The following is a 25,879-nucleotide window of genomic DNA, read 5'->3' as shown; positions in this document are numbered from 1 at the left end:
CGATCGCCTTTTCAGTAGGATGAGCGATGATCCTAAGCGAAATGACCGGGCGCACCGAACGCTTCGTACAGTTCATTCAGAAACGTGATTTCACCCGTGGTGAGGTCTATCTCCTTGCTGTGGTCGGCTTCCTGGTCGGCTTTGCAATTCGTCTGGCTCTGTCCGTTCCCATGAACGGCAAGGGAATCTACTTCTTTTTCGTGCCGTCGATCATCTTCGCCTCCGTCATCGGAGGCTTGAGACCGGGTGTGGTCGCTGCAGTCCTCTCCGTAATCGGTGTCTGGGCATTGAAGGAACTGTCACCCGTCAGCGCGACCTCGGCGGAACTGAGAGTGGTCGCTCTGACCAGCCTGGCAATCGCCGTCACCGGCAAGGTCCTGCATATCGCCCGGATCATCATCGCAAAGACCCAGGCCAAGGCCGAGGTTCGCGAGGCGCATCTGCGATCGATCCTCGACACCGTGCTCGATGCCACCATCGTCATTACCAAGGAAGGCATCATCGTCTCCTTCAATTCCGCGGCCGTTCGCCAGTTCGGATATACGGAAGACGAGGTCGTCGGACGCAACCTGCGTATCCTCATGCCGGAGCCCTACCACAGGGAGCATGACGGCTATCTCGAGCGCTACGCGCGCACCGGCGAGAAGCGGATTATCGGCCGGGATCGCGTCGTGGTCGGCCGTCGCAAGGATGGCTCCACCTTCCCGATGAAGCTTGCCGTTGGCGAAACCCGGTCGGGTGGCGAGACCTTCTATACCGGCTTCGTGCGAGATCTTACCGAACGAGCCGAATCGGCGGCACGATTGCAGGAAATGCAGGGTGAAGTCGCCCGTCTCGCGCGACTGAACGAGATGGGTGAAATGGCCTCGACCCTTGCCCATGAACTGAACCAACCGCTTTCGGCCATCGCGAATTATGTCCACGGCTGCGCAAGACTCCTGCGGGACATGGACGACGACATGGCGTCGCGATTGCGAGATGCGCTGAAGGAGGCCGGCAACCAATCTCTCCGCGCCGGGCAGATCATCAAGCACCTGCGCGAATTCGTGACGAAGGGCGAAACGGAAAAAGCACCCCACAACATCCGCCGGCTGATTGAAGAAGCGGCGGCTCTGGCCTTGGTCGGTTCTCGCGAAAACGGCGTGCGGACGATGTTCGAATTCAACGACGGCCCGGAAATCGTCGTCGCTGACAAGATCCAGATCCAGCAGGTCCTGACCAATCTGATGCGCAACGCAATCGAAGCGATGCGCGACAGTGAGCGGAAAGAGCTCACGATCCGCACGCTGGTCCAGGACGACGAGCACGTGGCCGTGGTCGTCGAAGACACAGGCCCCGGGATTGCGGAGGAGATCGAGGCCCAATTGTTCAAGCCATTCGTGACGACCAAGGCGGGTGGTATGGGAATCGGACTTTCGATATGCAAACGTATTATCGAAGCCCATGACGGTGAGATGGTGGTCACCCGAAATGTCGCCGGAGGTGCCACGTTCCGGTTCACGCTGCCGTTGTACAAGGAGGACGAAGAGAATGCCGACCGCTGACTACGTGGTGCATATCGTCGACGATGAAGAGCCGGTGCGCAAGTCGCTCGCCTTCATGCTGACGATGAACGGATTTGCCGTGCGCGTGCATGAAAGCGCGACAGCCTTCCTGAAATTTGCGCCCGGAACTCGCAACGCCCTGCTCATCAGCGACCTCAGGATGCCCGATATCGGGGGACTCGAGCTGATCAGGTCGCTCGCCGCCCAGAAGATCCGGATGCCTGTGATCTTCATAACCGGCCACGGCGACGTGGCGATGGCAGTGGAAGCAATGAAGGCTGGCGCTGTCGATTTCATCGAAAAACCGTTCGACGATACGACCATCATCGAAGCAATCGAGCGGGCTGCCAAGCTCCTCGTCGAAAAGCCGACGGAAGTGACCGAGGTGCAGGAAGTGTTGAGCCGCCTCCAGTCGCTCAGCGATCGCGAGCGCCAGGTCCTTCTGGCAGTCGTTGCCGGCTTGCCGAACAAGTCGATCGCCTACGATCTCGACATCAGCCCCCGGACGGTTGAAGTCCACCGCGCCAACGTGATGGCCAAGATGCGGGCGCGCAGCCTGCCGCAACTGGTTCGGATGACCATGGCGGCCGGCTTCGACCAGGAGTGACGCCGAACCTGAACAAACGGACAATCCGCGATTTAATTGCAACTTCTTGATCTAACGCAAAGTCCGCTTGGGGCGTGGCGCGCATATTACAATCGGCGTCCAATGTCGCCCTAGCGCCCCCCGGATCCTGGATAGTCCACGTGTTGTCACCCTCGACCACTATTGCAGTGATCGCTCCGGATGCCGGGCTTAGACAGTCGCTGGCGTTCGCGCTGGAGGTCGAAGGTTTTCAGGTTCTCTCCTACGAAAGCTGGTGCGCGGGCCACGCTTCGGCAGCCTCGTCCGCGTGCACGATCATCGACTCCCACGAGGTCCACGGCAACCTCGACGCCCAGCACAAGCTTCTCGACTCTCCCAGCCGTTTCATCATGCTGGCAGACGGAATGACGCCGATCCCATCCAAAAACACGGCGCGCATCCTGATAAAGCCATTCGATGGCGCCGAACTGCTGCGGATGGTGAGGGATTTCGCCCATCTGAGCCACGCCACGCCGGCACCGGTCGCTACGTAGAACTCCGTAGGGAGACACCTCAATATCGCCGACGAGTGGCTTGCGGCATCCTAGCTCTGATAACTTGGAGGAAGAGCCGTGAACGCTCCCGTCGCGAACGCCCAGGCAAAGATGCTAAACGCAACGCCGATCGCGTTTCCGTGTTCCTCCGCACCAGTCACCCGGGTTACCCAGGTCCAGACCTATGCCGGCGGCAAGGAAATCTACACGCCCGGCGAGAAATCCGGGACGTTCTACGAGGTCGAATTCGGCGCCGTCCGCCTCCATCGGCTGCTGTCCGATGGCCGCCGTCAGGTCATCGGCTTCTACCTTTCCGGCGAGACCTTTGGGTTTGAAGCCGACCGCACGCATGCCTTTTTTGCGGAAGCGATCGTTCCGACGGGACTGCGCAGCTTTTCCCAGCGCGGCAGTGGCGACGACATTCTGAAGCTCGCCTTGTGCGGCATGCTGCGCGCCCAGGAGCACCTGGCGGTCATCGGTCGCCAGACCGCGGTGGAGCGCATCGCCGGCTTCCTGCTGGACATGGCCAACCGCCAGGGCAATCTCGACCATTTCGACCTGCCGATGTCGAGACTCGACATCGCGGATTATCTCGGCCTGACGATTGAAACCGTTTCGCGTGTGTTCGCAAAGCTGCGCGCATCCAACCTGATCAAACTGCAAAGCGTCCGCTGCGTGCAGATCCAGGACTTCAAGGCCCTCGCCAGCCTCTGCGCCTGAGGCTGAGCGAACCCTCAGCCGCCGACACCATCCAAGATCGTCCGCATCTCGCGCACGATGACTTCGCTTGTCCGGTATGATTGGTTAGCTTCAAAACCGAACTCGACAGCTCTGCCGTCACCGCGCTTGAGAACAGCGCGGCAGGAGCCGTGGACCTCGCGGGCACCGGTGCAGTTCAACAATTCGACAACGTTTGCCGGCGTGACCCCGCTGCCCGGCATGATCGACAACCGTGTCCCGGCTTGATCGACCAGTTGCTTCAACAGGTTCACGCCGTCTATGGCGCGCGGAACCAGCCCGGACGTCAGGATGCGCCCAACGCCGAGCGTCATCGCCACGTCAAGGGCCTCAACCGGATCCGGCACCAGATCGAAGGCACGGTGCAGCGTCACACCGAGACCGTCAGCATGTCGCATCAGGCGTTCGAGCAGCGCCACATCGAGACGGCCGTCGGCCAGATTCGCACCGATCACCACACCCGCCAACCCGGCGGACCGCACAGCGTCGATATCGCCGAGCATGGCGGCCTCGTCACCGAGACCGAAGACGAAATCCCCTGCCCTCGGTCGGATCATCGCATAGACCGGGGTCGACGCTTTCGCCGCCAGTGCCATCAGCCCCGGCGACGGCGTCAGTCCGCCCAGATCGAGCGCCGCGCAGAGTTCGATCCGGTCGGCCCCGCCCGCCACAGCCGCCTCGAACCCCTCAGGCGTATCGACACAGACTTCGAGCGTGATCCGCATCGCCATCAGCCCTCCTGCCGGCCGAGCACCGCTGCCCCGACCAGCCCACCATCCGCCTGCCGAAGCGCCGGGATCACCAATGGGTAACTTATCCGGTTGAGGATGCGTTTGCGCACTGCTCCGTCCAACAGGTCGATCAGTGCCGGAACGGAGGCCAGTCCCCCTCCGACGGGCACGACCGACGCCCCTATCGTGTTGACCGCAAGCGCCAGGGGATCGGCAATCAGTTCCAGCCAGACGGCGATGGTCTTTTCCGCCAACACGTCGCCGGCCTGCCAGTCCGCGATGATCGTGTGGCTGGTCTCGGCTCTCTCATGGAGCAGGCCGTCGATACGCTCTATCCCGCGTGCGCCGCCGACCGTATCGGCACAGCCGGACTGGCCGCAACCGCAGGCCAGGCGCGGAATGTGGATCGTCTCGCCGGCGATCTCGACGGTCGTATTGACGATCGGCCCGTGGCCCCATTCGCCGGTCACGCCGCCCGCACCGCGCACCAGCTTGCCATCAATCGCCAGACCACCGCCGATCCCGGTGCCGATGATGGCGCAGAACACGACGTCATGGCCCTTGCCGGCACCTTCACTGGCTTCGGCAAGCGTCAGGCAATCGGCGTCGTTGGCCGCAACGACCGGCCTTCCGAGCCGCGCGGAAAGTTCCGCCGCCACGGGACGTCCTGTGATGCAGGGAATGTTGGCGGCAATCGAAACGCCGGTCTTGGGATCGACGATCCCGGTGATCGACAACGCCAGCGGCGTCGAGTCATTGTCTTCGACCAGATGGGCATGCCGCGCGATCAGGTCAGACAGCGCTGCCACGAACGCATCCCAGTCGGAAGCGGGTGTTGGAACCCGCTCCAGAGGCTCGATGACACCAGGCTTCGGCGACACCGCGAACTTGATGAACGAACCGCCGATATCGGCACAGAATACCGGCTTGTCGTTTCCGGTCGTGAACACGTTACCTGTCAACCAATCCGCTCCTTGAGCCATTCGTGCACGACGACCTCGTCTTCCGCGTCGAGGCCATGATTGGCATCGAGTACCCGGGCCGTCACGTCGGCCCCGGCCGTCCGTAGCCTGTCCTCGATCTCGCCGGCAAGTGGGCCGTAAAAATCGTTGGTGGCGCTGAGTGACAGGACCTCTGCCCCGGAAAGATCAACGACGGGTCGGTCTTCGAGCACGTTCATCGAGCGCAGCAGCACCGCTCTGCGGATGACCTCCGGGTAAAGCTGCATCGTCGCACCAATCATGTTGCCGCCGTTGGAATAACCTAGGAACGCGGTGCGAGCGGGGTCGGCACCATAGGCCGGAGCGATATCCTCGATGAACCCGACGAAAGCCTCCACTTCAGAAGTGATCTCCTTCTGGTCGAACGTCGTCTGGCTGAGCCTGCGGAAAAAGCGCGGATAGCCCTCGTCCAGCGAGCGGCCGCGCAGACCGATCAACAGGGCGTTGGGTGCCACTTTGCGTCCGAGCGGCAGCAGCGCCGTTTCGTTGGCGCCGGTGCCGTGCATCAGCACCAGCGTCGTGCCGTCCCAGTTGTCAGGCATGTGAACACGATGAACAAACGGCAGATCGCGGTAGATGACGCGCTCTTCGCCGGGGAGACCGAACTGCGGCAGCATCACCTTCAGCGCCTCGTGATCCGCCTTGAAATGCTTCGGAATGAACAGCTGGCTTCCGAGCGTCTCGACCGGTTCATCGGTGGCAAAACCCGGCCCGTCCGAGGCGAGTTCGATCAGCGTGCCGCCCGGCTCGCGCACGTAAAGCGAATGGAAATACTGCCGGTCGTGGATGTTCATCTCGCCCGAATCGGCAGCAACAAGATCTCCATACACCGCCTCGACCGCCACGCGATCCAAGGCCCGGAACGCGATATGATCGATTGCGCCCGTCCCCGGTGCTGCAGTCCAAAAGCCTGAAGCGTCGCGGACATCGACGATATCATGCGCATCCGAGACCAGACGCTGGATGTTGCCTTCCCGGCTTCCGACAGCCAACCCCATATGCCTCACAAGGAATTCAGCAGTCTCCTCGGGCTTCTCGGAAAGAATCGTCGCGCCGTAAAGCCTGCGGACTGCGTTTTCTTCGGCGATACCGCCATCCGGCCACCAGACCCAGGGTCCCGTCTCCTCGACGCCGACGAGCTTGACGATGATACCGTCCGGATCCGTCAGCCGCAGCACGGGCTGGCCGAATTCCTGCGCAGGCCCGGATAGCTTGATGTTATATTGGAGGGCCCTCGTCAGCCAGAAGCCGATCGCTTCCGGCGAAATCTCCAGGCTGATCTCGCTCGGCGCCCCATGCCCGACCCGACCGAGCGATCCATCTTCCCAGGCGAGAAACGTCACGATCGATCCGGGCGATGCGGCACCGTCGCCGTAAAACAGATGCAACTGCTGCGCATCCTCGAAACCGGCGGTGCGTTTCACCAGCCGCAATCCGAGGAAGCCGACATAGAAGTCGACATTCGCCTGTATCTTGCGGGTGATGGCGGTGATGTGGTGCAGGCCGCTGGTCATGTCGGAATTCCCGATTGGTCTTCGATATCAGCCATATGGACGCAATTTCTGGACGATGAAAAGATGCCGTGATGGGTGCGGCCGGTGCCGCACCGTTCACAAAGCGGCACCCGTCAGGCTTCGGGCTCGAGCGACATCATCAGGTTGGCCAAGAGCGCGGTCCGCGGCGCAACGCTCGACAGCAAGATATGCTCTTCGAACGTATGCGCGCCTGCGCCATCAGCGCCGAGACCATCGAGCGTGGGCACGCCAAGCGCTGCGGTGAAATTGCCGTCGGAACCGCCGCCGGTCGTGACGCCCTCCAGCGCGATGCCCAGATCCGTTGCGACCTTCGCTGCGCTATCGAACAGTCTCCGCCCCGCATCCGACTGCGCAAACGGCGGCCGGTTCATCTGACCCTTGATCTCGAACGTGATATCCGGATCGACCGGCTGCATGGCGGCGATCTTCGCCGTGACTTCCGTGGCTGTCGCATCGTCGGGCACGCGAACATCCACCTGCATGCGGCATTCCGCCGGCACCGTATTGCGACCGGTGCCGCCGCTGATCGTTCCGACCGTGACGGTGATGCCGCGCCCTGCGTCGTTCAGCGCCTCCAGATCGAGCACAAGCCTTGCTGCCGCCCGCACGGCGCTTCGTCCGTCCTGTGGCCGTGTGCCCGCATGCGAGGCCCGGCCACGCACGACGATATCGTACATCGCCACACCCTTGCGGGCGATGACGATCTTGCCGCCGTCGCGCGCGGGTTCCACCACCAGCGTATAACCGGCGCTACGCGCGCATTCCTCCATGAAGGCCCGCGACGAAAAGCTTCCGACCTCTTCGTCCGGCACGAAAACGAGATCGACCGGCATTCTGCTGCCCTTTGCAACCGCGATCTTCAACGCCTCCAGCGCCATCAGCGCACCGGACTTCATGTCGTAGATCCCGGGTCCGTAGAGCTTGTCGCCGTCCTGGCGAAGTGGGAGCTGGTTATCGATCACGCCGATCGCATGGACCGTATCCAGATGAGCGAGCACCAGAACCGATCTCTCGTTGCTCCCTGCCTGCCGGGGTGATCGGACTGCGAGAATATCGCCGAACCCGAGCGTGCCCGGCAGCCGTTCGGTGGAAAGCCCGGCCTTTTCCGCGATTGCTTCGACGCGATCAACCAGACGGTTCACCGCCGCCGCATTGCCGGAGGGTGTCTCGATCCGCACCCACTCTTTCAGCTCTTCGATCAGAGCCTCGGCATCGACATCACCAGCGGAAAGAACCTGCGTCATTGAAAGCTTCCTTTGAAAAATTCGCCTGTCTCTAGCGCTCGTTGACGAGCTGGAGGATCAGCTGCTGCACATTGCCGCCATCGCCGAGTTCTACCTTGTCGAAATCCCGGTTGCGTTGCTGATGGGCGGGAAAGATGACGGCGATCTTGCTCTGCAGTTCAGCCCGCACCTTGGTGCATTTCGGATCGCTAGGCACCGAAAGCCCGATACTGGCCGCTTCGATCTGGCGCACGAGATCCTCGATCATCGCGCCGTGGACCCGCTCATGCCGGCGCACGCCGTCAGTAAACGCGTCCCATTTCTGCTGAAGCGCTGGCGACAGCTTCGAGACAAGCTTTGGCAGCGTGTAGATGATGACGATGTTGGGGCGTGCCGAAACCAGCGTGCAGGCGCCGTCGGGCTGCGGCTCGTATTTGCGCGACCAGGTCAGCTTGAAATCCGTATGGGCGATCGCCCGAACCTGGCTGCCGACCTTGGGGCCGTTTTCGCCGATCGAGGAGTAGAGCTCGATGCCGGACGTGCCTTTGACCGGATAGGTCTTCACCTGCTCCACCGGCTTCCACTGCGCCTGGGCTGCCGCCGGCCAGAGACTAAGAGCACACAACAGACCGATACACCGAACTCTCTCGCGCACTCATCACCCGACATCTGAAATCAATGCCGCAACCTAGAGACAAGTGCGGCCGCTTTCAACTGCCGCAAAGGCTCCATAAGCAAAAGCCGTGACAACGAAGCCGACTTATCATACAGGTTAACGGGAGCAGATAACGAGAGCGCAAGGAGAGACGCATGGCTGGAGAGACGAGGCTGGAGCCGGCAAAGGGTGCAGGAACGCTGGTGTCTCAGCTGACGGATACATTGCGCCAGGCGATCGCCGCCGGTCAGTTCACGGCCGGTGCGCGGCTGCCAAGCGAAGCGCAGCTGACGGAGACCCACGGCGTCAGCCGCACCGTTGTGCGCGAGGCGATCGCCGCACTCCGCGCCGACCGTCTTGTGGAAGCGCGCCAGGGTGCCGGCGTCTTTGTGCTGGAACCACGGCAAAACAACCAGCCCACGATGCTCTCGCTCAACAATATCGATCTTGCTCAGGTGTCCTCGATGATCGAGCTCCTGGAGCTCAGAACCGCCGTCGAAGTCGAGGCTGCAGGCCTTGCAGCGGTGCGCCGCTCGCCCGCGCAGGAAGAAAGCATCTTCGAACACCACCACGCCGTCCGCGCCTGTCTCGAGGCAGACAAGCCGACCAGCGAGGCGGATTTTGCCCTCCATCTCGCCATTGCAGAAGCGACCAACAACCCACGTTTCCGCGAGTTCCTGACCATGATCGGCAAGCGGCTGATCCCCCGTGCGGCCCTGCGTCCGGACGATTCCGAATCCGATCAGGCGGCCTATATCGCCCTTCTCGACAAGGAGCATGACGCGATCGTCGTGGCAATTTCGGAAGGCGACGAAGAAGGCGCAAGGCAGGCCATGCGCAGCCATCTGCGTGGCGCGCAACTGCGCTACCGGACGTTGCTGCGCGAAGTTCGCCAATCTGTCAGATGACGTGTTGACACAAATTCATCATACATGTACGACAACATTGTCTGGAGGAGACACTGAGAGGATAACACTACATGACGCCTGAAGAGATCAAGGCAGCGCTTGGCGCCGGCCTGCTGTCGTTCCCTGTGACCCATTTCGATGCCGAGGGCCAGTTTCAGCCTGAAAGTTATCAGCGTCATATCGAGTGGCTTTCCGGCTTCGAGGCGCCCGTTCTCTTTGCCGCCGGCGGCACCGGAGAATTCTTCTCGCTGGCCCCCGATGAAATTCCCGCCATCGTGAAATCCGCCAAGGAAGCGTCCGGCAAGACCGCGATCGTCTCCGGTTGCGGCTTCGGCACGCATGTGGGCGTCGATCTTGCAAAGAAGGTCGAGAAAGCAGGCGCGGACGGCATTCTGCTTCTGCCCCACTACATGATCGATGCGCCGCAGGAAGGCCTGTACAAGCATGTGAAGGCGATCTGCCAGTCGGTCGGCATCGGCGTCATGGTCTATAACCGCGACAACTCCGTGCTTCAGGTCGACACGCTGCAGCGGCTCTGCGACGAATGCCCGAACCTGATCGGCTTCAAGGACGGCACCGGCGATATCGGCCTCGTGCGCCAGATCACGGCCACGATGGGCGACCGGCTGATGTATCTCGGCGGTATGCCGACGGCGGAACTGTTCGCCGAAGCCTATCTCGGCGCCGGCTTCACCACCTATTCGTCGGCCGTCTTCAACTTCGTGCCGGGTCTTGCTGTCGAGTTCTACAAGGCACTGCGTGCCGGCAATCGCACCCGCTGCGAACAGATCCTCACCGAATTCTTCTACCCCTTCATGGCGCTTCGCGGCCGCCGCAAGGGTTATGCGGTCTCCGCCATCAAGGCCGGCGTGCGCCTGCAGGGCTTTGATGCCGGCAAGGTCCGCCCGCCGCTCGACGACCTGACGGAAGAGGAAGAGCAGATTCTGCTGAAGCTCATCGGCGATCAGAAGCGGTGAACCCATGAAGATCGCTGCGGTCCGCACCCACCTTCTTGAACACAGGCTGGATGTCGCCTTCGAAAGCGCCTCGATGCGCTTTGATCGCCGCGCCCATATCCTGGTCGAGATCGAGTGCGACGACGGAACCATCGGCTGGGGCGAATGCCTCGGCCCGGCCCGGCCCAACGCAGCTGTGGTGGCGGCGTATACAAACTGGCTGATCGGCGAAAACGCGCTGGAAACCGAAAAGATCTGGGCGAAACTGTACAACGCCCTGCGTGACCAAGGCCAGCGCGGCCTGGCAGTCACCGCTCTCTCGGGCATCGACATCGCGCTGTGGGACATCAAGGGCAAGCATTTCGGCGTGCCGGTCTCAATCCTGCTTGGCGGCCGTTTTCGCGAAAGCGTCAAGGCCTATGCCACCGGCAGCTTCAAGCGCGACGGCGTCGACCGCGTCGAAGACAATGCCCGCGATGTCGCCCGCTACCGCGACGAAGGTTTCCACGCGACGAAGATCAAGATCGGCTTCGGCGTCGAGGAAGACCTCCGCGTCATCCGCGCCGTACGCGAGGCAGCCGGTCCCGACATGCGCCTGATGATCGACGCCAACCATGGCTATGACACGGTGGAAGCCGTCAAACTCGGCAATGCGGCGGCACGATACGATATCGACTGGTTCGAGGAACCCGTCGTGCCGGAACAGCTGGCCGCCTACCGCGAAGTGCGCGCCCGCCAGCCGATCCCGGTTGCCGGCGGTGAAACGTGGCACAGCCGGTGGGGCATGCGCGAGCCGGTGGAAACCCGCGCCGTTGACATTCTCCAGCCGGATCTCGCCGGCGTCGGCGGGTTTACCGAGGCCAAGCGCGTCGCCGATCTCGCAGCGCTCCATGGTATCCGCGTCGTGCCCCATGTCTGGGGAACGGCCGTCCATATCGCCGCCGCCCTGCAGTTCATGGCGGCGATGATCCCGAGCCCGGTTCGTGTCAATCCGATCGAACCCATTCTCGAATTCGACCGCACCGACAACCCTTTCCGCCAGGCGGTGATCAAAACACCGATCGAACATCGGCACGGCGTGGTGCAGATCCCCGATGGCCCTGGTCTCGGGATCGAGATCAACCGCGATGCGCTCAAGGAATTCAAAATGCCTGAACCGAAGTCGGGAGACGTCTGATGCTTGTTCGTCCGCTCTCCGGAGACGCGCCAACGACCAAACTGCCGGCGGGCGCAGTCGACTCGCAGATGCATATGTACCTGCCGGGTTTCCCATCGCAGCCCGGTGGTCCGGGCCTTCCAGTCGGCGCACTTCCCGATGCGGACCAGTATCGCCAGTTCATGGCATGGCTCGGCATCGATCGTGTCGTGATCACGCAGGGCAATGCCCACCAGCGCGACAACACCAACCTGGTCGCCTGCCTGAAGGAAATGGGCGATGTTGCCCGTGGCGTCGCTGCAGTCGCGGGTGATGTCTCCGATGGCGAACTCGACCAACTCGCCGAAGCCGGTATCGTCGGCCTGCGCATCATGGATCTGCCCGGCGGTGCCGTGGACCTTTCGGCGCTCGAAGCACTCGACGCCAAGGCTGCCGCCCGCGGCTGGATGCTCGCAGTCCAGTTCGACGGCAGCAATATCCTCGAGCATGAGCCACGCCTTGCCAAACTCGAGAGCCGCTGGGTGTTCGACCATCACGGCAAGTTCTTCTCCGGCGCAACGCCTGACGGCCCGGAAATCGCAGCGCTGAAGCGACTGATGGATATCGGCAGATGCTGGTTCAAGTTTGCAGGCGTCTACGAGTCCTCGAAGTCCGGCGCACCTGATTATGCCGATGTCGCGGCCTTCTCGCGCGATATCGCCGCCTACGCGCCTGAACGCATCGTCTGGGGCAGCAACTGGCCGCACAACCTTGCACGCGAGCAGAAGGACTATCCGGACGACGTCGCGTTGACCGACACGGTTCTAAGCTGGCTGGCGGACGAAGAAGCGCTTGAGCTGGCGCTCGTGAAGAACCCGGAACAGCTGTTTGGCCTTCCGGACTGGAGTGCATCGACCAAATAAATTTAATCACCGCCGGCGCGTGGAGGCGACGGCTTTTTGGAGGAGGAAGACATGAAACTGACGAAAGCCCTCGGGCTCGCATTTTGCTTGGCGCTGGCCACCACCACGGCCCATACCAGCGTCCGCGCGCAGGAGATCACCCTGCGCTCTGCCGATATCCATCCTGATGGCTATCCGACTGTCGAGGCAGTCAAATACATGGGCGACCTCGTCAAGGAACGCACCAGCGGCCGCATCGGCGTGCAGGTGATGAACAACTCGGTTCTCGGCGGCGAGAAGGACACGATCGAGCAGACCCGTTTCGGCGTCATCGACATGAACCGCGTCAATGCCGCGCCGTTCAACAACCTCATCCCCGAGACGGTCGTTCTTGGCCTGCCCTTCCTGTTCCGCTCGACCGACCACATGCATAAGGTCGTCGACGGCCCGATCGGCGACAAGATCCTTGCCGCCTTCGAACCACACGGCCTGATCGGTCTGGCCTACTACGACAGCGGCGCGCGCTCCTTCTACACCACCAAGAAGCCGGTCGAAAAACTGGCCGACCTCAAGGGCATGAAGATCCGTGTCCAGCAGTCCGACCTCTGGATCGCGATGATGCAGGCCTTCGGTGCAAACCCGACGCCGATGCCGATGGGCGAAGTCTACTCGTCGCTGGAAACCGGCGTTGTCGACGGTGCTGAAAACAACTGGCCGTCCTACGAATCGGCCCGTCATTACGAGGTCGCCAAGAACTATTCGCTGACCCAGCATTCGATGAACCCGGAAATTCTGGTCATGTCGAAAGTCTCCTGGGACAAGCTGACGCCCGATGACCAGAAGGTCATCCGCCAGGCCGCGAAGGACAGCGTCGTCAAGATGCGCGAACTGTGGGCTGCCCGCGAAAAGTCTTCGGAAGAAAAGGTCCGCGCCGGCGGCGTAAAGGTCATTACCGTCAACAAGGACGAGTTCTCGGCCGCGATGAAGCCAGTCTACGACAAGTTCGTGACCGACGCGAAGATGAAGAGCCTGTTGGAAGAAATCCAGGCCGTCAACTGACAGCCCTGATCGGCCGGCCCCGCCACACCGGGGTCGGCTGTGCTTTTCCGACATCGGGGAACCTGTCGGGCTTTGGAGGACGGGACAATGCGAAATTTCATGCAGGCGATAAGACCTGTTCTTAGCATGATCAGCCGATCATCATTGTGGATCGCCGGTATCGGCATGGTCTCGATGACCCTGATCGTCGGCTGGCAGGTTTTCAGCCGTTATATTCTCAACGATAGTCCCAGCTGGTCGGAGCCGTTGTCGCTCTATCTGATGTCCTGGTTCATCATGCTTGGCGCTGCGGTCGGTGTGCGCGAAAGCGTCCATCTCGGGCTCGACGTTGTTCGCTACATCATGCCGCCGGCCATCCAGCGGGCCATGGACCTGCTCAGCCTCGGACTGATCGTGCTGTTTGGCATCGGCATGGCCTATTACTCATCGCTTCTGGCGATCGGGACCTGGACGGCGCGCATCCCCGTTCTCGGATGGCCTGGCGGTACGGATTTCTTTCCGATGATCGTCGGTGGCGCAATGATATCGATCTTTTCACTCGAACGTTTCATCGACGTCGCGATCGGCGAGGAAATCGCAGCGGACGTACTTGTGCAGGAGGCCGCATAATGGCCTATACTATTCTTTTCGGCGCCTTCACCTTTCTGATGATCATCGGGATGCCGATCGCATTTTGCCTCGGCATCGCATCCTTCGCGACAGTGCTCTATATCGGCCTGCCCCCGATCGTCGTCTTCCAGCAGATGAATTCCGGCATGAACGTGTTTGCCATGATGGCGATCCCGTTCTTCATCTTCGCAGGCGACCTGATGGTACGCGGCGGTATCGCCACTCGGCTGATCCGCTTTGCGGCCGGCCTGGTTGGCCACATGCGGGGTGGCCTCGGCCAGGTCAACGTGGTCGCTTCGACCCTGTTCGGTGGCATTTCCGGTTCTGCGGTGGCCGACGCTTCGGCGGTCGGCGGCCTGATGATCCCGCAGATGGCAGCTCGCGGCTATGACCGGGATTATGCTGTCAACGTGACGGCAAATGCTGCGATCATCGCGCTGATGATCCCGCCGTCGCACAACATGATCCTTTATTCGATCGCAGCCGGCGGCAATGTCTCCGTCGCCGATCTCTTCACCGCGGGCATCATTCCCGGACTGCTTCTCGCCGCCGCCTTGATGGTCACGGCCTGGTGGGTTGCCGTCAAGCGCGGTTACCCGGCGGACCCGTTCCCCGGCTTCAGGCGTGTGGGTTACTACTTCCTGGCGTCGCTCCCGGGCATCCTCCTGATCGCCATCATTTTCGGCGGTGTCCGCTCGGGCGTGTTCACGGCAACGGAAAGCTCCTGCATCGCGGTACTCTACGCCTTCCTTGTCGCGATGATCGTCTATCGCGAACTGAACTGGGATGGTTTCGTCGAAGCGGTTATGGGTGCTGTCCGCACCACGGCAATGGTCTTGCTGGTGATCGGCATGGCTGCCTCGTTCGGCTGGCTGATGGCTTTCCTGCAGGTGCAGACGCTGATCATCGCCGCGATCTCGGCCATCTCTGACAATCCGATCATCGTGCTCTTGATGATCAATATCATCCTGCTGGTGCTTGGCACGTTCATGGACATGGCGCCGATGGTGATCATCGCAACGCCGATCCTGCTGCCGGTCGTCAAGGCGTTCGGCATCGATCCCGTCCATTTCGGCGTGGTAATGATCCTCAACGCCGGTATCGGACTGAACACGCCTCCGGTCGGAACCGTGCTCTTCGTCAGCTGCGCGGTGGGCGGCATCACCATCCGCGAAGCTATGAAGACCATCTGGCCGTTCTTTGGCGCCAGCATCTTCGTGCTGCTGCTGGTCACCTATATCCCCGGCCTGTCGCTCTGGCTGCCGGCTCTGTTCAAGTAGGCCGAGGCTGTTCAAGTCGGATAGTCATCGCTCCTGAAATCAAAGGTCCCGTCCAGCACGGGACCTTTTGCATTTTGGAGATGTCAGGCTACAGTCCGGCTTTGATTTGATCCGGATATTTGCTCATGACCGATACCGTTACCGACCGCTTCCTCCGATACGTCGTCATCGATACCCAGTCGGATGCCTCCTCACCCACCCAGCCATCGACCTCGAAACAGCTGACGCTCGGCCGTGTTCTGGTCGAAGAACTGCTGGAGATCGGCCTCTCAGACGCGCATCTCGACGAACACGGCTATGTCTATGCAACGGTGCCGTCCAATACGGGTAAGAACAACGTGCCCGTCGTCTGCTTCTGCGCGCATATGGATACGGCACCAGACTTCAGCGGCACCGATGTTAAGCCGCAGGTAATCCGTAACTACCAGGGCGGCGATATCGCACTTCCCGGCCATGCGGGTCGCGTGATCCGCGAGAGCGAGCACAGGGAACTGAAGAACCAGATCGGCCACGACATCATCACCTTCGACGGCACGACGCTTCTCGGCGCCGACGACAAGGCGGGCCTTGCCGAAATCGTCACGGCCGCGAAATACCTGATCGACAACCCCGACATCAAGCACGGCGCGATCCGCCTCCTCTTCACGCCCGACGAAGAGATCGCCCGCGGTGTGGAAAAGGTGGATATTCAAAAGCTCGGCGCCGATTTTGGCTATACGCTGGATGGCGAAACAGTCGGCACGATCGAGGATGAGACGTTTTCTGCCGACGCGGTCGAGATCGCCATCACCGGCGTCGCGATCCACCCCGGTTTCGCCTACGGAAAGATGGAAAACGCGATCCGCATCGCCGGCGCCATCGTCGATCGCCTGCCAAAACACATGGCGCCGGAAACGACGAAAGGCCGGGACGGCTTCATCCATCCGACGGATCTGAGCGGCAGCATGGAGAAGGCAAAGATCAGCCTGATCATCAGGGACTTCGCCGACGAGGGTTTGAAGACCAAGGAGACGTTGCTCGAGGATATCGTCAAGGACGTCATGCACGACTATCCCGGTTCGACCTACACGTTCACCGTCATCGAGCAGTATCGCAACATGAAGCTGGTGCTCGACCGTCATCCTGAGATCGTCGAGAATGCGATCGATGCGATCAAGCGGGCCGGTCTGACGCCGAAGCGCGGCAGCATCCGCGGCGGCACTGACGGTTCAAGGCTATCCTTCATGGGCCTGCCCTGCCCCAACATCTTTGCCGGCGGCCATGCATTCCACTCCCCGCTGGAATGGGTCAGCAGCCAGGATATGGAAAAGGCGGTCGACACGATCGTTGAACTGGCCAAGCTCTGGGAAGAGCGCGCCTGAGCCTATGTACGCAACCGTACAGTCTTTGCCGACATGAACACGGATCTGGAACCTAAGCGAGCCTCGCGGGTATGAATAAAAAGCTCGCTAGGTACCCACATGCCCCGATTTTATTTCCACGTTCGTGACGGCAAAGATTTGATCGAAGACGAAGAAGGCAACGATCTTCCGGATCTTCCAAGCGCCCTGGCCGAGGCCGAGGCGTCTGCGCGCGAAATCATGGCCGACCGGTTGCGACAGGGTCGTCCTTCCGTCTCACCAATGATTGAAGTTCGCGACTACAAGGGAACGAAGGTTGGGGAGTTCTCCCTGCCCGCGGCGACAAACTGAGGTCGACGTCTACCTCAAGGGTCCGATCAGACGCTCGTATTCCCGCTCGCATTCCCCGTAGGCATCTTTGGCGAAATCCTCGAGTGCGCTACGGTCTCTGACGATGATCATGCCACGCTCGGAGTAGATCAGCTTGCGACCCTCGAGCAGATGCAGTGCCGTCGTCACGCTCGGTCGGCGGACAGCCAACATGATCGAGAGGAATTCGTGGGTAAGGCTGATCTCGTCGCCGTCGGTCCGATCGTGACACATCAGGATCCACCGGGCCAGACGTTCGTCGATGTGATGGACGGCGTTGGACAGTGACGTGTAGGCCCCCTGGACTGACAGGGCCTGGCTGTAGCGCGTCAGAAGGTTGAGACAGGCGCGATCCTTCAAAGCCAGCTTCAACTGATCTGAGGCCAGACGGTAACCACGGCCCTCCACTTGCATAAAGATCGAATAGGGGTCCGATTCCGCGTCAAGGACCATCGCCGTGGGGGTCATTCCGTCGCGACCAAAAATTCCGATCTCCGCATGCTGCCCTTGCGGAGACCTCGCCACAATCGAGGCGATACCGGATTCCGGGAAATAGGCGTGCAGGGGCGTTTCGTTCGGAGCCGATAGCTCGGTTCCACGCGGAAGATCGACATGTTCGAGATGCGGCGCAATTGCTTCGAAGCTTTCTCGGGGCATCAGCCGGAGAAGCGAATTCCGGACCGTATCTTTCTGAATGTCACCCATCGCCAACCCTTGAAGGCAGAGACCAGCCTGCTCGGCCTATGGAGATATCTCCGCCTGAATAGAATGATTCCATCTATGTCCATAAAATAAGCGAGACAACCCGCTTCCCAACGTCGGTACGCTATCAGACCAACGGACAAAGTCCGAAGCAAATTGATTAGAACGAATCCGCGCTTTCAACACAGTGACCCTTTGGAACTGGTTTGTCGAAACATATGATTTTATTGCTTGAAGATCAGCCGCTCATTTCGTTGGATATCGAGGACGCGCTCGGGGCTGCTGGGCTGAATAACGTCATCAATCTGCGCTCGAAACAAGCTGCGCTGGAATGGCTGCAGAAGAATGTTCCGAGCATTGTCATTCTCGATCTTCATCTGACCGATGGTGATTGCTATGCGGTCATCCAGGTGTTGCATGACGCTCGCATCCCATTCGTGGTCTACTCGGGCAGTGAAAAGCCGCAGGACTGGGAAAACGAACTCTTCAGCGATGGCGTCTGGATTGACAAGCCGGCCGATCCAGCGTTCGTCGTTTCCGTCGTCGAGCAGAAGCTCGCCGCGGTTTCAGCCAGAGCTTAGACTGACGCTGACATCTCCATCACGCGCTGATATTCAACCTCACCTCCGCCATAGCAGTCGGCTGCGAGTTTCTCCAGCGCCGGACGGTCTCGCACGACAATCGTTCCCCGATACGAATGGATCATTTGCCGACCTTCGAGCACATGCAGCGAGGTCGTTACACTCGGACGCCGGACGGCAAGCATGATTGCCAGGAATTCGTGCGTGAGGTTGACTTCGTCGCTGCCCGTGCGGTCGTGACACATCAGGATCCATCGGGCCAGACGCTGCTCAATCGTCTGGGTGGCATTGGTCAGCGCAGTCAGAGCAACCTGCACCGAAGAAACATGCGCCCACCGGAAAAACACCCGGCGTATCTCCGGCCTGCTCCAGATGAGGTCAACCATCTGCCCGACCTCGATGCGTGCGCCGTGCCCCGGAACCTGCATGATGACCTTGTACGGGTTACGATCGGATCCCAGTATCGCCGACGCGGGAGACATGCCTTCCCGCCCGAACAGTCCGATCTCGGACTGCTTGCCGCGCGCAGAGATCGCGACGGTCGACCCGATCCCGGAATAGGGGAAATAGCAGTATCGGTCGACTTCGTCGGGTCCGGAAAGGAGCATGCCCTGCGGCAATTCGAGCTCCTCCATGCAGCGTTCCGCGTGCGAGTAGTCGTCCTCGGACAACAGGGATAGCAGCGTGTTGGGTGATCGCATTGGTTTTCACCCGTCCTCTGTGATCGTTACCCTGTTATATTTGGATCACGAAGTCGATCTGTGTAGCCCCCCGGGGGCACTTATCGTTCGGCTTCGAGATCCAGTCTTCCGAGAACCAGATCGGCGCCCTTCGATTTCTCCAGCACCAACCGAACATTCGGCATGTCGTTTCCGTGGATCTTGTCTTCGAACGCCTGGCCGGCCAGACCGTAGAACGTCCATCGCGCCTCCAGACGCCGTTGCAGCTCCTCGATCGGCGGGGCGAGCAGGATCCGGTAGTCGAACAGCGGTGCAAGACGCTCCCAGCCACCCTCGCCCAGCAGAAGATAGTTGCCCTCGATCACGATGAACCGATGGCGTGGCGAGACGACCCGTGCCGCAGCGATCGCCAGTTCGCGCGACCTGTCGAACACGGGTACGAGCACTTCATCCTTGGCCGCTTTCACGGCCTGGACGACATCGATAAAACCGCGCAGGTCGAACGTATTGGGCGCACCCTTGCGGGCGAGCAATCCGCGCTCCTCGAGAATGCCGTTGTCCATGTGGAAACCATCCATCGGCAGGACTTCGGCTGTTTCCCCCCGTCCGGAGAGCTTGGATGCCAGAATGTCGGCCAGTGTCGACTTCCCCGCTCCGGGCGGTCCTGCGACCGCGATGAGCGAGCGAGACTTTCCCTCCTCCGTCTTCAGGATAAGGTCGCACAGTTCGTCGAGTTGCATGTCCGCCATCGCTATTGCCTTTTCGTTTGCCCACTCATTCCCGACGCGGTCGTTTCATTCAAGATGCGCGTGATGAAATATACCGTCGCGCGACAATCCAGCAGCCGGCAGCCCAGGCTGCACCCGCACACCACCCCGCCATCACGTCTGTTGGATAGTGAACGCCGAGATAAAGGCGGCTGAGACCGACCAGCAGGGTCAGCAGGATGCCGGTCGCGAGGAAAAAGATGCGGGTCGAGCGATATTGTTCGGCACGTGACAGCAGGGCCGCAAGGGTGAGATAGGTCACCGCCGAAAGCATCGCATGCCCGCTCGGGAAGCTCAGGTCGTGGACATTGACGAGATGCGGTACGATGTCCGGCCTAGGCCGCGCCACGCCGAGCTTGAGAAGGTTGCTGAGCAGCCAACCGCCGAGAATGGATAGAAACATGAAGACGGCGATCGAGCGGCGGCCCGCGAGCAGAAGATAGATCGTGGCAAGCACGGTCATAAGCGATAGCACGGTGATGCCGCCAAGCGCGGTGATGTCACCGACCGCATGGGTCAGCCAGTAGGGACCGATGGGCACCGAAGGGTCGCCTGCCTGGCGCAGAGCAAGCAGTATCCGTTCGTCGAATTCGTGCGTTTCGCCATCGATCACGATACCGGTCAGGCTGATGAACAGGAAGAGGCTACCGGCCAGGAGTGAGAACATGATCAGGCCAAGAGGCTCAAACGTCATGAACCGCTCGGCAATGATCGTTCTCAGGCGTTGCAGCACGGCATCGTCTCCGGGTTTGCATCATCAGCCGCGATGGCGACGACGTCGTTGTCGGTTTCATTGCTGCAACAGATAGGCAGGAGAGACGTGAAGGCAAAGAAGGTGCATGAAGAATGTGTTGTGGAGGCATCATCGCTCCTTTCACGACACGGCCACAATTGATCCTGCTTTCGGCTGCCATAGGTATGGCTCGATCAATCGGGGCCACGGGGCATTGCTGAAGACAGGAATTTTGGAACGCTGGAACCAACAGACGCTGGCGCGGCAATTCCTGTTTGCCGGCGGCATCGTGTCCATCGTTGCAATGCTGCTGGTCGGCGCCTTCGTGACGAACCTCATCGAGGATGCGGTCACACGCAATTCTGCGGCTACCACCGCACTCTATGTCGATAGCATCATTGCGCCGATCCTGCCGGATCTCAAGACAACGGACACGCTCGACGACGTGACCAACCGGGTTCTCGACGAAACCTTCGGTCAGGGCGCTCTCGGGAAGCAGGTCGTCTCCTTCAGGCTGTGGCGCGCAGACGGCACCGTTCTCTATGCGACGGACAAAACGATCCAGGGCAAACGTTTCCCGCCGGGCAAGGATCTGACCGCAGCCTTTTCCGGCAAGATGGTCGCACAGTTCGACTATGTCGATGATGCCGAAAGTTTCGATCAGCGCAGTTTCGGAAAGCCGCTTCTCGAAATCTACAATCCGATCCTGCAGCCGTGGTCCGGCGAGGTGATCGCGGTCACGGAATTCTACGAGATCGCCGATGATTTCCAGCAAAGCCTGTCGCAGGCGCGCCTTCAGAGCTGGCTGGCCGTCGCCGGGGTCACGACGACGTTCTTCCTGCTTTTGTCGGCGATCGTCTTCAAGGGCAGCCGGATGATCGAGGCGCAGCAGCGCAGCCTCACGGAGCGGGTGGTGGATCTGCAGAGCCTGCTGACCCAGAACAGGACCTTGCACAGCCGTGCACAGCGCGCGTCGCAACGCGCAACAGCGTTGAACGAAGGCTACCTGCGGCGGCTGGGTGCCGACCTGCACGACGGCCCGGCCCAGCTTGTCGCCTACGCGGCGCTGCGCGTCGACAGCGCGCTCCTGGTCGATCCGGAAGCTCCCCGCGATGTCCGGGAAGCGGAGGTTGCTGCAATCAAGGCGCGCTTGCAGGAAGCGATGGATGAGATCCGCAGCATCTGCAGCGGGCTTGTCCTGCCGCAGATCGAGACGGCAGCTGTGCCGGAAATCCTCGAAAAGGTCGTTGGCGCTCACCGCGAGCGGACTGCGGCGACCGTTGACCTCAAGATCGCATCGCCCGCCAGACCGCTTCTTCCTTCCGCCAAGATCTGTATCTACCGCTTTGTCCAGGAAGCGTTGAACAACGGATACAGGCACGCCGCTGGCGCAAACCAGACAGTCACCCAAACCTACGAAGGCAACATGATCATTGTCGAGGTAAGCGACGATGGACCCGGCTTCGACAAATCCACTATAAGGCCGGAAGGCCTGGGGATCGCTGGTCTCAGGGAGCGGATTGAAAGCCTCGGGGGAACCTTTGATCTCGCGACGTCTTCTCGTGGAACAACGGTCAGAATGTCGCTGAACGTTCATGAATCGGAGCATGTATGAAAGCCCCAACCAGAATAGCCGTCATCGACGATCACCCGCTGTTTCGCGAGGGAGTGATCCGCAGCCTCTCTGAAATGGGGGGTTTCGAGATCGTGGCGGAAGGTGGCTCAAAGGACGAGGCGCTTCATATCGTCGAGCATATACGCCCCGACGTGATGCTGATGGACATCTCGATGCCCGGAAACGGACTGCAGGCCGTTGCCGGCGCCGTCGAGGTCTGGCCCCCTATCAAGATCGTCATGCTGACCGTATCGGAAGCCAACGAGGACATTGCAGGTGCCCTGAAGCTTGGAGCGAAAGGCTATGTTCTGAAAGGCATCGGATCCCGCGAACTGGCCGACGTCGTCCGCACCGTTGCCTCTGGAGAACCCTACCTGGCCCCTAGCCTCTCTGCCCGGCTTCTCGCCGGCATGGCAAAGGAAAGGGAAAATGCCGCCAAGCAGGATCTGATGGCGGAATTGACGGATCGCGAACAGGAAGTCCTCAACCTCGTGGCATCGGGTCTCAGCAACAAGCGGGTGGCGCAACTGCTCGATCTGCATGAGAAGACGGTCAAGCACCACATGACGCGCATTCTGTCGAAACTCAAAGTCTCCAACCGCACCGAAGCAGCGCTGGCCCTTCGCGACGCGACCGAAAGTCGGACGGGCGGAGCAGCCTAGCGCGGTAACCGTTAGCGGCTCAGCGTCTCAAGTCGCTTTCGGTCCGATCGTGTGGCCTCGCGGTTCACGATCGGTCTTTGCCGTGAATCCCGCATCTCGTACCGATCGCCTGAGATCCGCTCTGTGGTTCCGTTCGCATGACGAACAGACAGCGAGCGCGAATTCTTAGAGGTCTTCTTCCGTCCTTCGGCCGAGACGTCCGGTGTCTCGGGTGTCGTCCCGATCGCATTGTCCTTTTGGGTGCCGGTGTTCTGCGGTCCATCAGTCACGGCTCCATTCGCCGGAGCATCAGAGGGTGTCCCCGACGTACCGGCATTTTGCGCGTCCCCGCGATTGCCCTCTCCCGGCGCACCGCTACCAGAGCCGCCCTTGCCCCCGTCACCCTTCGATCCGCCATCCGCGCCGTCACCCGCTGAGCCGCCGCTCTGCCCTGACCCGCCTTGGCCTGAACCACCTGGGCCAGAGCCACCGGGACCAGAGCCACCCGAGCCAGAACCACCTTGCCCCGAGCCACCCTGACCCGAGCCTCCCTTGCCACCATTACCGCCGGCTCCGCCCCCAGACCCTGCACCGCCATTGCCTTGCGCCTGTGCCTGGGCGATGCTGATCAGCATTCCATCCGACGCCACATCGAAACGAAGCTGCACAGGCAGAAACACCGTGACGAATGCTGCGGTGGTGACGGCGGTGAGTATGTCTCGGCGTGTGATCATCTGTTGGCTCTTCAAATGTGCCGTGACAAAGGGCGCATTGCCCGTCGTATCGGCCTCTTGCCACATGAGGTGTCAGCATCCCGCCTGCGCAGTGCACTGAGTATTTGAAATCCATCGGCCGCCGGAATTGTTCCGTCTTTTCCGTCTCTTCGGCAAGATCAGCGAAGTGTCAGCCTTTGGTCCCATACCGCACAGGACTGAAGCCCAATGGCTGGAACGAACCACCCGCTCGGCCATTGTCAGGTCGTATCAAGGCGCTGAACACATTATCCTTTTGGGTATCAGGACATCGCCATACTCATCCAGAACGGGGTCGAAAACGACCGTTGCATCTGGCGGAACATAAAACTGCCGGGCCGGTCCCGTCGCAGGCATCGAAAGGTAAACGTTATGAAAACGAAGATCCTCGTTCTTTCTACCCTTCTCAGCATCGGCATTGCGCCGGTCGCTATGGCGCAGCAGGGCACGGTTAATGGTGCAGCAGGCGGCGCGGTTACCGGCGCAATCGTCGGCGGACCTGTCGGCGCAGCCGTTGGTGGCGTCGCTGGCGCGATCGTCGGCAGCGCAATCGATCCGCCGCCGCAGCGCGTCGTCACCTATGTCGAGCAGCAGCCGATGCCAACCGAACGCGTCGTCGTCAAGGAGCGCATCGTGGTCGGCCAGGCGGTTCCTGAAACCGTCGTTCTCTCGCAGATCCCAGAAGCGCCGGAATATTCCTACACGGTCGTCAACGAGGAACGCGTGATCGTGGATCCGCAGACCCGCAAGGTCGTCCAGATCATCCGCTAATCGCGATCGAAGGATTTCCCGTCAGCCTCGCCTTCCGAAAGGAACGCGAGGCTGATTTGCATTCAGATGCCGGTCATCGGCGACGAACTCAGACCGCGCAATGCGACTTCGATATCGTTACTCGATGCGCAACTTTTCGCCCCATCTCGCTCGCAATTTGGAACAAACGTGGTGGTATTCAGTGGGCCGACCGCTAATATCTAAGGTGGCCCAAAGGCGGCGCCCGACCGGATATGTCGCCGTCACCGATCACAATGCGAAAAGCACTGGAGGACTTCACCATGAGCCTGCGTATCAACGACATCGCCCCGGACTTTACTGCCGAAACAACCCAAGGCACGATTGAATTCCACAACTGGATCGGCGACGGCTGGGCGGTTCTGTTTTCCCACCCCAAGAACTTCACGCCCGTCTGCACCACCGAACTCGGCACGATGGCGGGGCTCGAAGGCGAATTCACCAAGCGCGGCGTCAAGATCGTCGGCATCTCGGTCGATCCTGTCGAAAGCCACGGCAAGTGGAAGGACGATATTCGCACGGCAACCGGCTACGATGTCGATTATCCGTTGATCGGCGACAAGGATCTCAACGTCGCGAAACTCTACGACATGCTGCCGGCAAGCGCCGGGTCATCGTCTGAGGGCCGCACACCTGCAGACAACGCGACGGTACGTTCCGTCTACGTCATCGGTCCAGACAAGAAGATCAAACTGATCCTCACTTACCCGATGACAACAGGTCGCAATTTCAATGAAATCTTGAGGGCGATCGATTCGATCCAGCTGACGTCAAAGCATCAGGTCGCAACGCCCGCCAACTGGCAGCAGGGCGACGATGTGATCATTACGGCAGGGGTTTCGAATGAGGATGCGCTTGCGCGTTTTGGATCGTTCGACACGGTTCTTCCGTATCTGCGCAAGACGAAGCAGCCGTCGGCCTGAGCCCTACGGTCCACAATGTGCAAACAGGCGCATGGAAGAAATCCACGCGCCTGTTTCAGGTCTAACTAGTCGCGCTCAGCGGCACTGTACAGAAGGAAGCCGATTGCGGCTCCAATCGCAAGCGCGCCGACGAGTGCACCGGTTGCGGTACCCGGGTTGCGGCGTACGACCTCCGAAATGTCATGGCTGCCGTGCTGCAATTGCCGCGCCACCTGGCGGGCACGCGGCGCGAGATAGCTGGATGCCTCGCTTGCCGAAGAGCTGGCCTGTTTCATGAGAGCCGAACGCAGGTCGGCGAGCTGATCGGACAGACGATCGATGTCGGAGGAAATATCGCGAGCCATGGGGTATCCTTCTTGATAGGTGAATGACTATCAACGGGTACGTCGCGAGGTGGTTCCTGACTTATCTTTCTGAAGGTGCAAAAGTTCCCAGAAAAGATGTCGAGACGAAACGATCTGGGAAAATAGTGGCGGAGAAGATGGGATTCGAACCCACGATACCCTTCCGGGTATACTCCCTTAGCAGGGGAGCGCCTTCGACCACTCGGCCACCTCTCCGCACTGTTCCCTAAAAGGGAACGATCGCGTCC

General features: G+C 60.7%; 29 protein-coding genes and 1 tRNA gene. 18 read left to right on the top strand and 12 right to left on the bottom strand.

What is annotated here, in order from left to right; all coding sequences use genetic code 11:
• The first annotated feature begins 26 nt into the window (after positions 1-26).
• From G6K99_RS10460 to G6K99_RS10445, 4 genes are all read left to right on the top strand, one after another.
• Positions 27-1,544: a PAS domain-containing sensor histidine kinase gene (locus G6K99_RS10460; protein ID WP_062581169.1), complete on the top strand. Its 1,518-nt coding sequence runs from the start codon at positions 27-29 to the stop codon at positions 1,542-1,544.
• Positions 1,531-2,151 (top strand): response regulator FixJ, encoded by a 621-nt coding sequence (fixJ, locus tag G6K99_RS10455; RefSeq protein WP_062456050.1) that lies wholly within the window; start codon positions 1,531-1,533, stop codon positions 2,149-2,151. Before G6K99_RS10460 ends, fixJ begins: the two co-directional genes overlap by 14 nt.
• A 140-nt stretch (positions 2,152-2,291) precedes the next feature.
• Positions 2,292-2,663, top strand: coding sequence for a transcriptional regulator (locus G6K99_RS10450; protein WP_139283807.1), 372 nt, complete (start codon positions 2,292-2,294; stop codon positions 2,661-2,663).
• A gap of 78 nt (positions 2,664-2,741) precedes the next feature.
• Positions 2,742-3,383, top strand: coding sequence for a helix-turn-helix domain-containing protein (locus G6K99_RS10445; protein WP_371816159.1), 642 nt, complete (start codon positions 2,742-2,744; stop codon positions 3,381-3,383).
• A 14-nt stretch (positions 3,384-3,397) separates the two neighbouring features.
• Here the strand turns inward: G6K99_RS10445 and G6K99_RS10440 are convergent, their stop codons facing one another.
• The 5 genes from G6K99_RS10440 to G6K99_RS10420 all read right to left on the bottom strand — a co-directional run bounded on the left by G6K99_RS10440 (position 3,398) and on the right by G6K99_RS10420 (position 8,516).
• Positions 3,398-4,126 carry a copper homeostasis protein CutC gene (locus tag G6K99_RS10440; RefSeq protein WP_174196816.1) on the bottom strand — a complete coding sequence of 243 codons (729 nt, stop codon included), beginning with the start codon at positions 4,124-4,126 and terminating at the stop codon, positions 3,398-3,400.
• Between the two features lie 5 nt (positions 4,127-4,131).
• Complete coding sequence (locus G6K99_RS10435; RefSeq protein WP_244631423.1) at positions 4,132-5,094, bottom strand: ROK family protein; 963 nt, start codon at positions 5,092-5,094, stop codon at positions 4,132-4,134.
• Entirely contained in the window at positions 5,091-6,647 is a 1,557-nt protein-coding gene (locus tag G6K99_RS10430; RefSeq protein WP_174196489.1) for a VOC family protein, read from the bottom strand. The genes G6K99_RS10435 and G6K99_RS10430 overlap by 4 nt, the downstream gene beginning before the upstream one ends.
• A 113-nt stretch (positions 6,648-6,760) precedes the next feature.
• A complete protein-coding gene (locus tag G6K99_RS10425) occupies positions 6,761-7,912 on the bottom strand; it encodes a M20 family metallopeptidase (RefSeq protein WP_174196488.1) in 1,152 nt (383 codons plus the stop codon).
• Between the two features lie 31 nt (positions 7,913-7,943).
• Complete coding sequence (locus G6K99_RS10420; protein WP_180215476.1) at positions 7,944-8,516, bottom strand: DUF922 domain-containing Zn-dependent protease; 573 nt, start codon at positions 8,514-8,516, stop codon at positions 7,944-7,946.
• Positions 8,517-8,701: 185 nt separating this feature from the next.
• Here G6K99_RS10420 and G6K99_RS10415 point away from each other — a divergent pair, with 185 nt between their 5' ends.
• The 9 genes from G6K99_RS10415 (at position 8,702) to G6K99_RS10375 (ending at position 17,086) form a co-directional block, all read left to right on the top strand.
• A complete protein-coding gene (locus G6K99_RS10415) occupies positions 8,702-9,454 on the top strand; it encodes a FadR/GntR family transcriptional regulator (RefSeq protein WP_062456032.1) in 753 nt (250 codons plus the stop codon).
• A 71-nt stretch (positions 9,455-9,525) separates the two neighbouring features.
• Entirely contained in the window at positions 9,526-10,431 is a 906-nt protein-coding gene (gene kdgD / locus G6K99_RS10410) for a 5-dehydro-4-deoxyglucarate dehydratase (protein WP_062581182.1), read from the top strand.
• 4 nt (positions 10,432-10,435) lie between these two features.
• Positions 10,436-11,587 (top strand): mandelate racemase/muconate lactonizing enzyme family protein, encoded by a 1,152-nt coding sequence (locus G6K99_RS10405; protein ID WP_174196487.1) that lies wholly within the window; start codon positions 10,436-10,438, stop codon positions 11,585-11,587.
• Positions 11,587-12,468, top strand: a complete 882-nt coding sequence (locus G6K99_RS10400; RefSeq protein WP_174196486.1) for an amidohydrolase family protein — start codon at positions 11,587-11,589, stop codon at positions 12,466-12,468. The genes G6K99_RS10405 and G6K99_RS10400 overlap by 1 nt, the downstream gene beginning before the upstream one ends.
• 51 nt (positions 12,469-12,519) lie before the next feature.
• Positions 12,520-13,506, top strand: coding sequence for a TRAP transporter substrate-binding protein (locus G6K99_RS10395; protein WP_062456018.1), 987 nt, complete (start codon positions 12,520-12,522; stop codon positions 13,504-13,506).
• 87 nt (positions 13,507-13,593) lie between these two features.
• Positions 13,594-14,115, top strand: a complete 522-nt coding sequence (locus G6K99_RS10390) for a TRAP transporter small permease (protein ID WP_062456015.1) — start codon at positions 13,594-13,596, stop codon at positions 14,113-14,115.
• On the top strand, positions 14,115-15,395 hold the full coding sequence (locus tag G6K99_RS10385) for a TRAP transporter large permease (protein WP_062456012.1): 1,281 nt from the start codon (positions 14,115-14,117) through the stop codon (positions 15,393-15,395). Before G6K99_RS10390 ends, G6K99_RS10385 begins: the two co-directional genes overlap by 1 nt.
• Positions 15,396-15,520: 125 nt before the next feature.
• Complete coding sequence (gene pepT, locus G6K99_RS10380) at positions 15,521-16,756, top strand: peptidase T (RefSeq protein ID WP_174196485.1); 1,236 nt, start codon at positions 15,521-15,523, stop codon at positions 16,754-16,756.
• 99 nt (positions 16,757-16,855) lie between these two features.
• Positions 16,856-17,086, top strand: a complete 231-nt coding sequence (locus G6K99_RS10375) for a hypothetical protein (protein WP_062456007.1) — start codon at positions 16,856-16,858, stop codon at positions 17,084-17,086.
• Between the two features lie 9 nt (positions 17,087-17,095).
• On the opposite strand, the gene G6K99_RS10370 is transcribed toward G6K99_RS10375, so the two are convergent.
• Complete coding sequence (locus G6K99_RS10370; protein WP_062456004.1) at positions 17,096-17,809, bottom strand: Crp/Fnr family transcriptional regulator; 714 nt, start codon at positions 17,807-17,809, stop codon at positions 17,096-17,098.
• 215 nt (positions 17,810-18,024) lie between these two features.
• Between G6K99_RS10370 and G6K99_RS10365 the strand changes: the two genes are divergently transcribed.
• On the top strand, positions 18,025-18,387 hold the full coding sequence (locus tag G6K99_RS10365; protein WP_174196484.1) for a response regulator: 363 nt from the start codon (positions 18,025-18,027) through the stop codon (positions 18,385-18,387).
• Here G6K99_RS10365 and G6K99_RS10360 read toward each other — a convergent pair.
• The 3 genes from G6K99_RS10360 to G6K99_RS10350 form a co-directional block, all read right to left on the bottom strand.
• Entirely contained in the window at positions 18,384-19,088 is a 705-nt protein-coding gene (locus tag G6K99_RS10360) for a Crp/Fnr family transcriptional regulator (protein ID WP_062455998.1), read from the bottom strand. The genes G6K99_RS10365 and G6K99_RS10360 overlap by 4 nt on opposite strands.
• An 80-nt stretch (positions 19,089-19,168) precedes the next feature.
• Complete coding sequence (locus tag G6K99_RS10355; RefSeq protein WP_371816158.1) at positions 19,169-19,816, bottom strand: nucleoside triphosphate hydrolase; 648 nt, start codon at positions 19,814-19,816, stop codon at positions 19,169-19,171.
• 49 nt (positions 19,817-19,865) lie between these two features.
• On the bottom strand, positions 19,866-20,528 hold the full coding sequence (locus G6K99_RS10350) for a phosphatase PAP2 family protein (protein WP_062457946.1): 663 nt from the start codon (positions 20,526-20,528) through the stop codon (positions 19,866-19,868).
• A gap of 271 nt (positions 20,529-20,799) precedes the next feature.
• Between G6K99_RS10350 and G6K99_RS10345 the strand changes: the two genes are divergently transcribed.
• A complete protein-coding gene (locus G6K99_RS10345) occupies positions 20,800-22,182 on the top strand; it encodes a sensor histidine kinase (RefSeq protein ID WP_371816157.1) in 1,383 nt (460 codons plus the stop codon).
• Positions 22,179-22,844, top strand: a complete 666-nt coding sequence (locus G6K99_RS10340; protein WP_174196482.1) for a response regulator transcription factor — start codon at positions 22,179-22,181, stop codon at positions 22,842-22,844. Before G6K99_RS10345 ends, G6K99_RS10340 begins: the two co-directional genes overlap by 4 nt.
• Before the next feature lie 11 nt (positions 22,845-22,855).
• On the opposite strand, the gene G6K99_RS10335 is transcribed toward G6K99_RS10340, so the two are convergent.
• Positions 22,856-23,557, bottom strand: a complete 702-nt coding sequence (locus G6K99_RS10335; protein ID WP_162734960.1) for a hypothetical protein — start codon at positions 23,555-23,557, stop codon at positions 22,856-22,858.
• A gap of 390 nt (positions 23,558-23,947) precedes the next feature.
• On the opposite strand from G6K99_RS10335, the gene G6K99_RS10330 reads away from it, so the two are divergent.
• Together G6K99_RS10330 and G6K99_RS10325 are read left to right on the top strand one after the other, a co-directional pair.
• Positions 23,948-24,346, top strand: a complete 399-nt coding sequence (locus G6K99_RS10330; RefSeq protein ID WP_062455989.1) for a DUF1236 domain-containing protein — start codon at positions 23,948-23,950, stop codon at positions 24,344-24,346.
• 281 nt (positions 24,347-24,627) lie between these two features.
• Complete coding sequence (locus G6K99_RS10325) at positions 24,628-25,287, top strand: peroxiredoxin (RefSeq protein ID WP_092660551.1); 660 nt, start codon at positions 24,628-24,630, stop codon at positions 25,285-25,287.
• A gap of 65 nt (positions 25,288-25,352) precedes the next feature.
• On the opposite strand, the gene G6K99_RS10320 is transcribed toward G6K99_RS10325, so the two are convergent.
• Together G6K99_RS10320 and G6K99_RS10315 are read right to left on the bottom strand one after the other, a co-directional pair.
• Positions 25,353-25,631 (bottom strand): hypothetical protein, encoded by a 279-nt coding sequence (locus tag G6K99_RS10320; RefSeq protein ID WP_062581198.1) that lies wholly within the window; start codon positions 25,629-25,631, stop codon positions 25,353-25,355.
• A gap of 126 nt (positions 25,632-25,757) precedes the next feature.
• Positions 25,758-25,847 (bottom strand) — tRNA-Ser (locus G6K99_RS10315).
• Positions 25,848-25,879: the final 32 nt, after the last annotated feature.

The organism is Neorhizobium sp. AL 9.2.2 (assembly GCF_013317225.1).
Taxonomy (GTDB): domain Bacteria; phylum Pseudomonadota; class Alphaproteobacteria; order Rhizobiales; family Rhizobiaceae; genus Neorhizobium; species Neorhizobium soli.
Note: the sequence above shows the minus strand (reverse complement) of the source record. Positions and strands in the feature narration are given on the sequence as shown.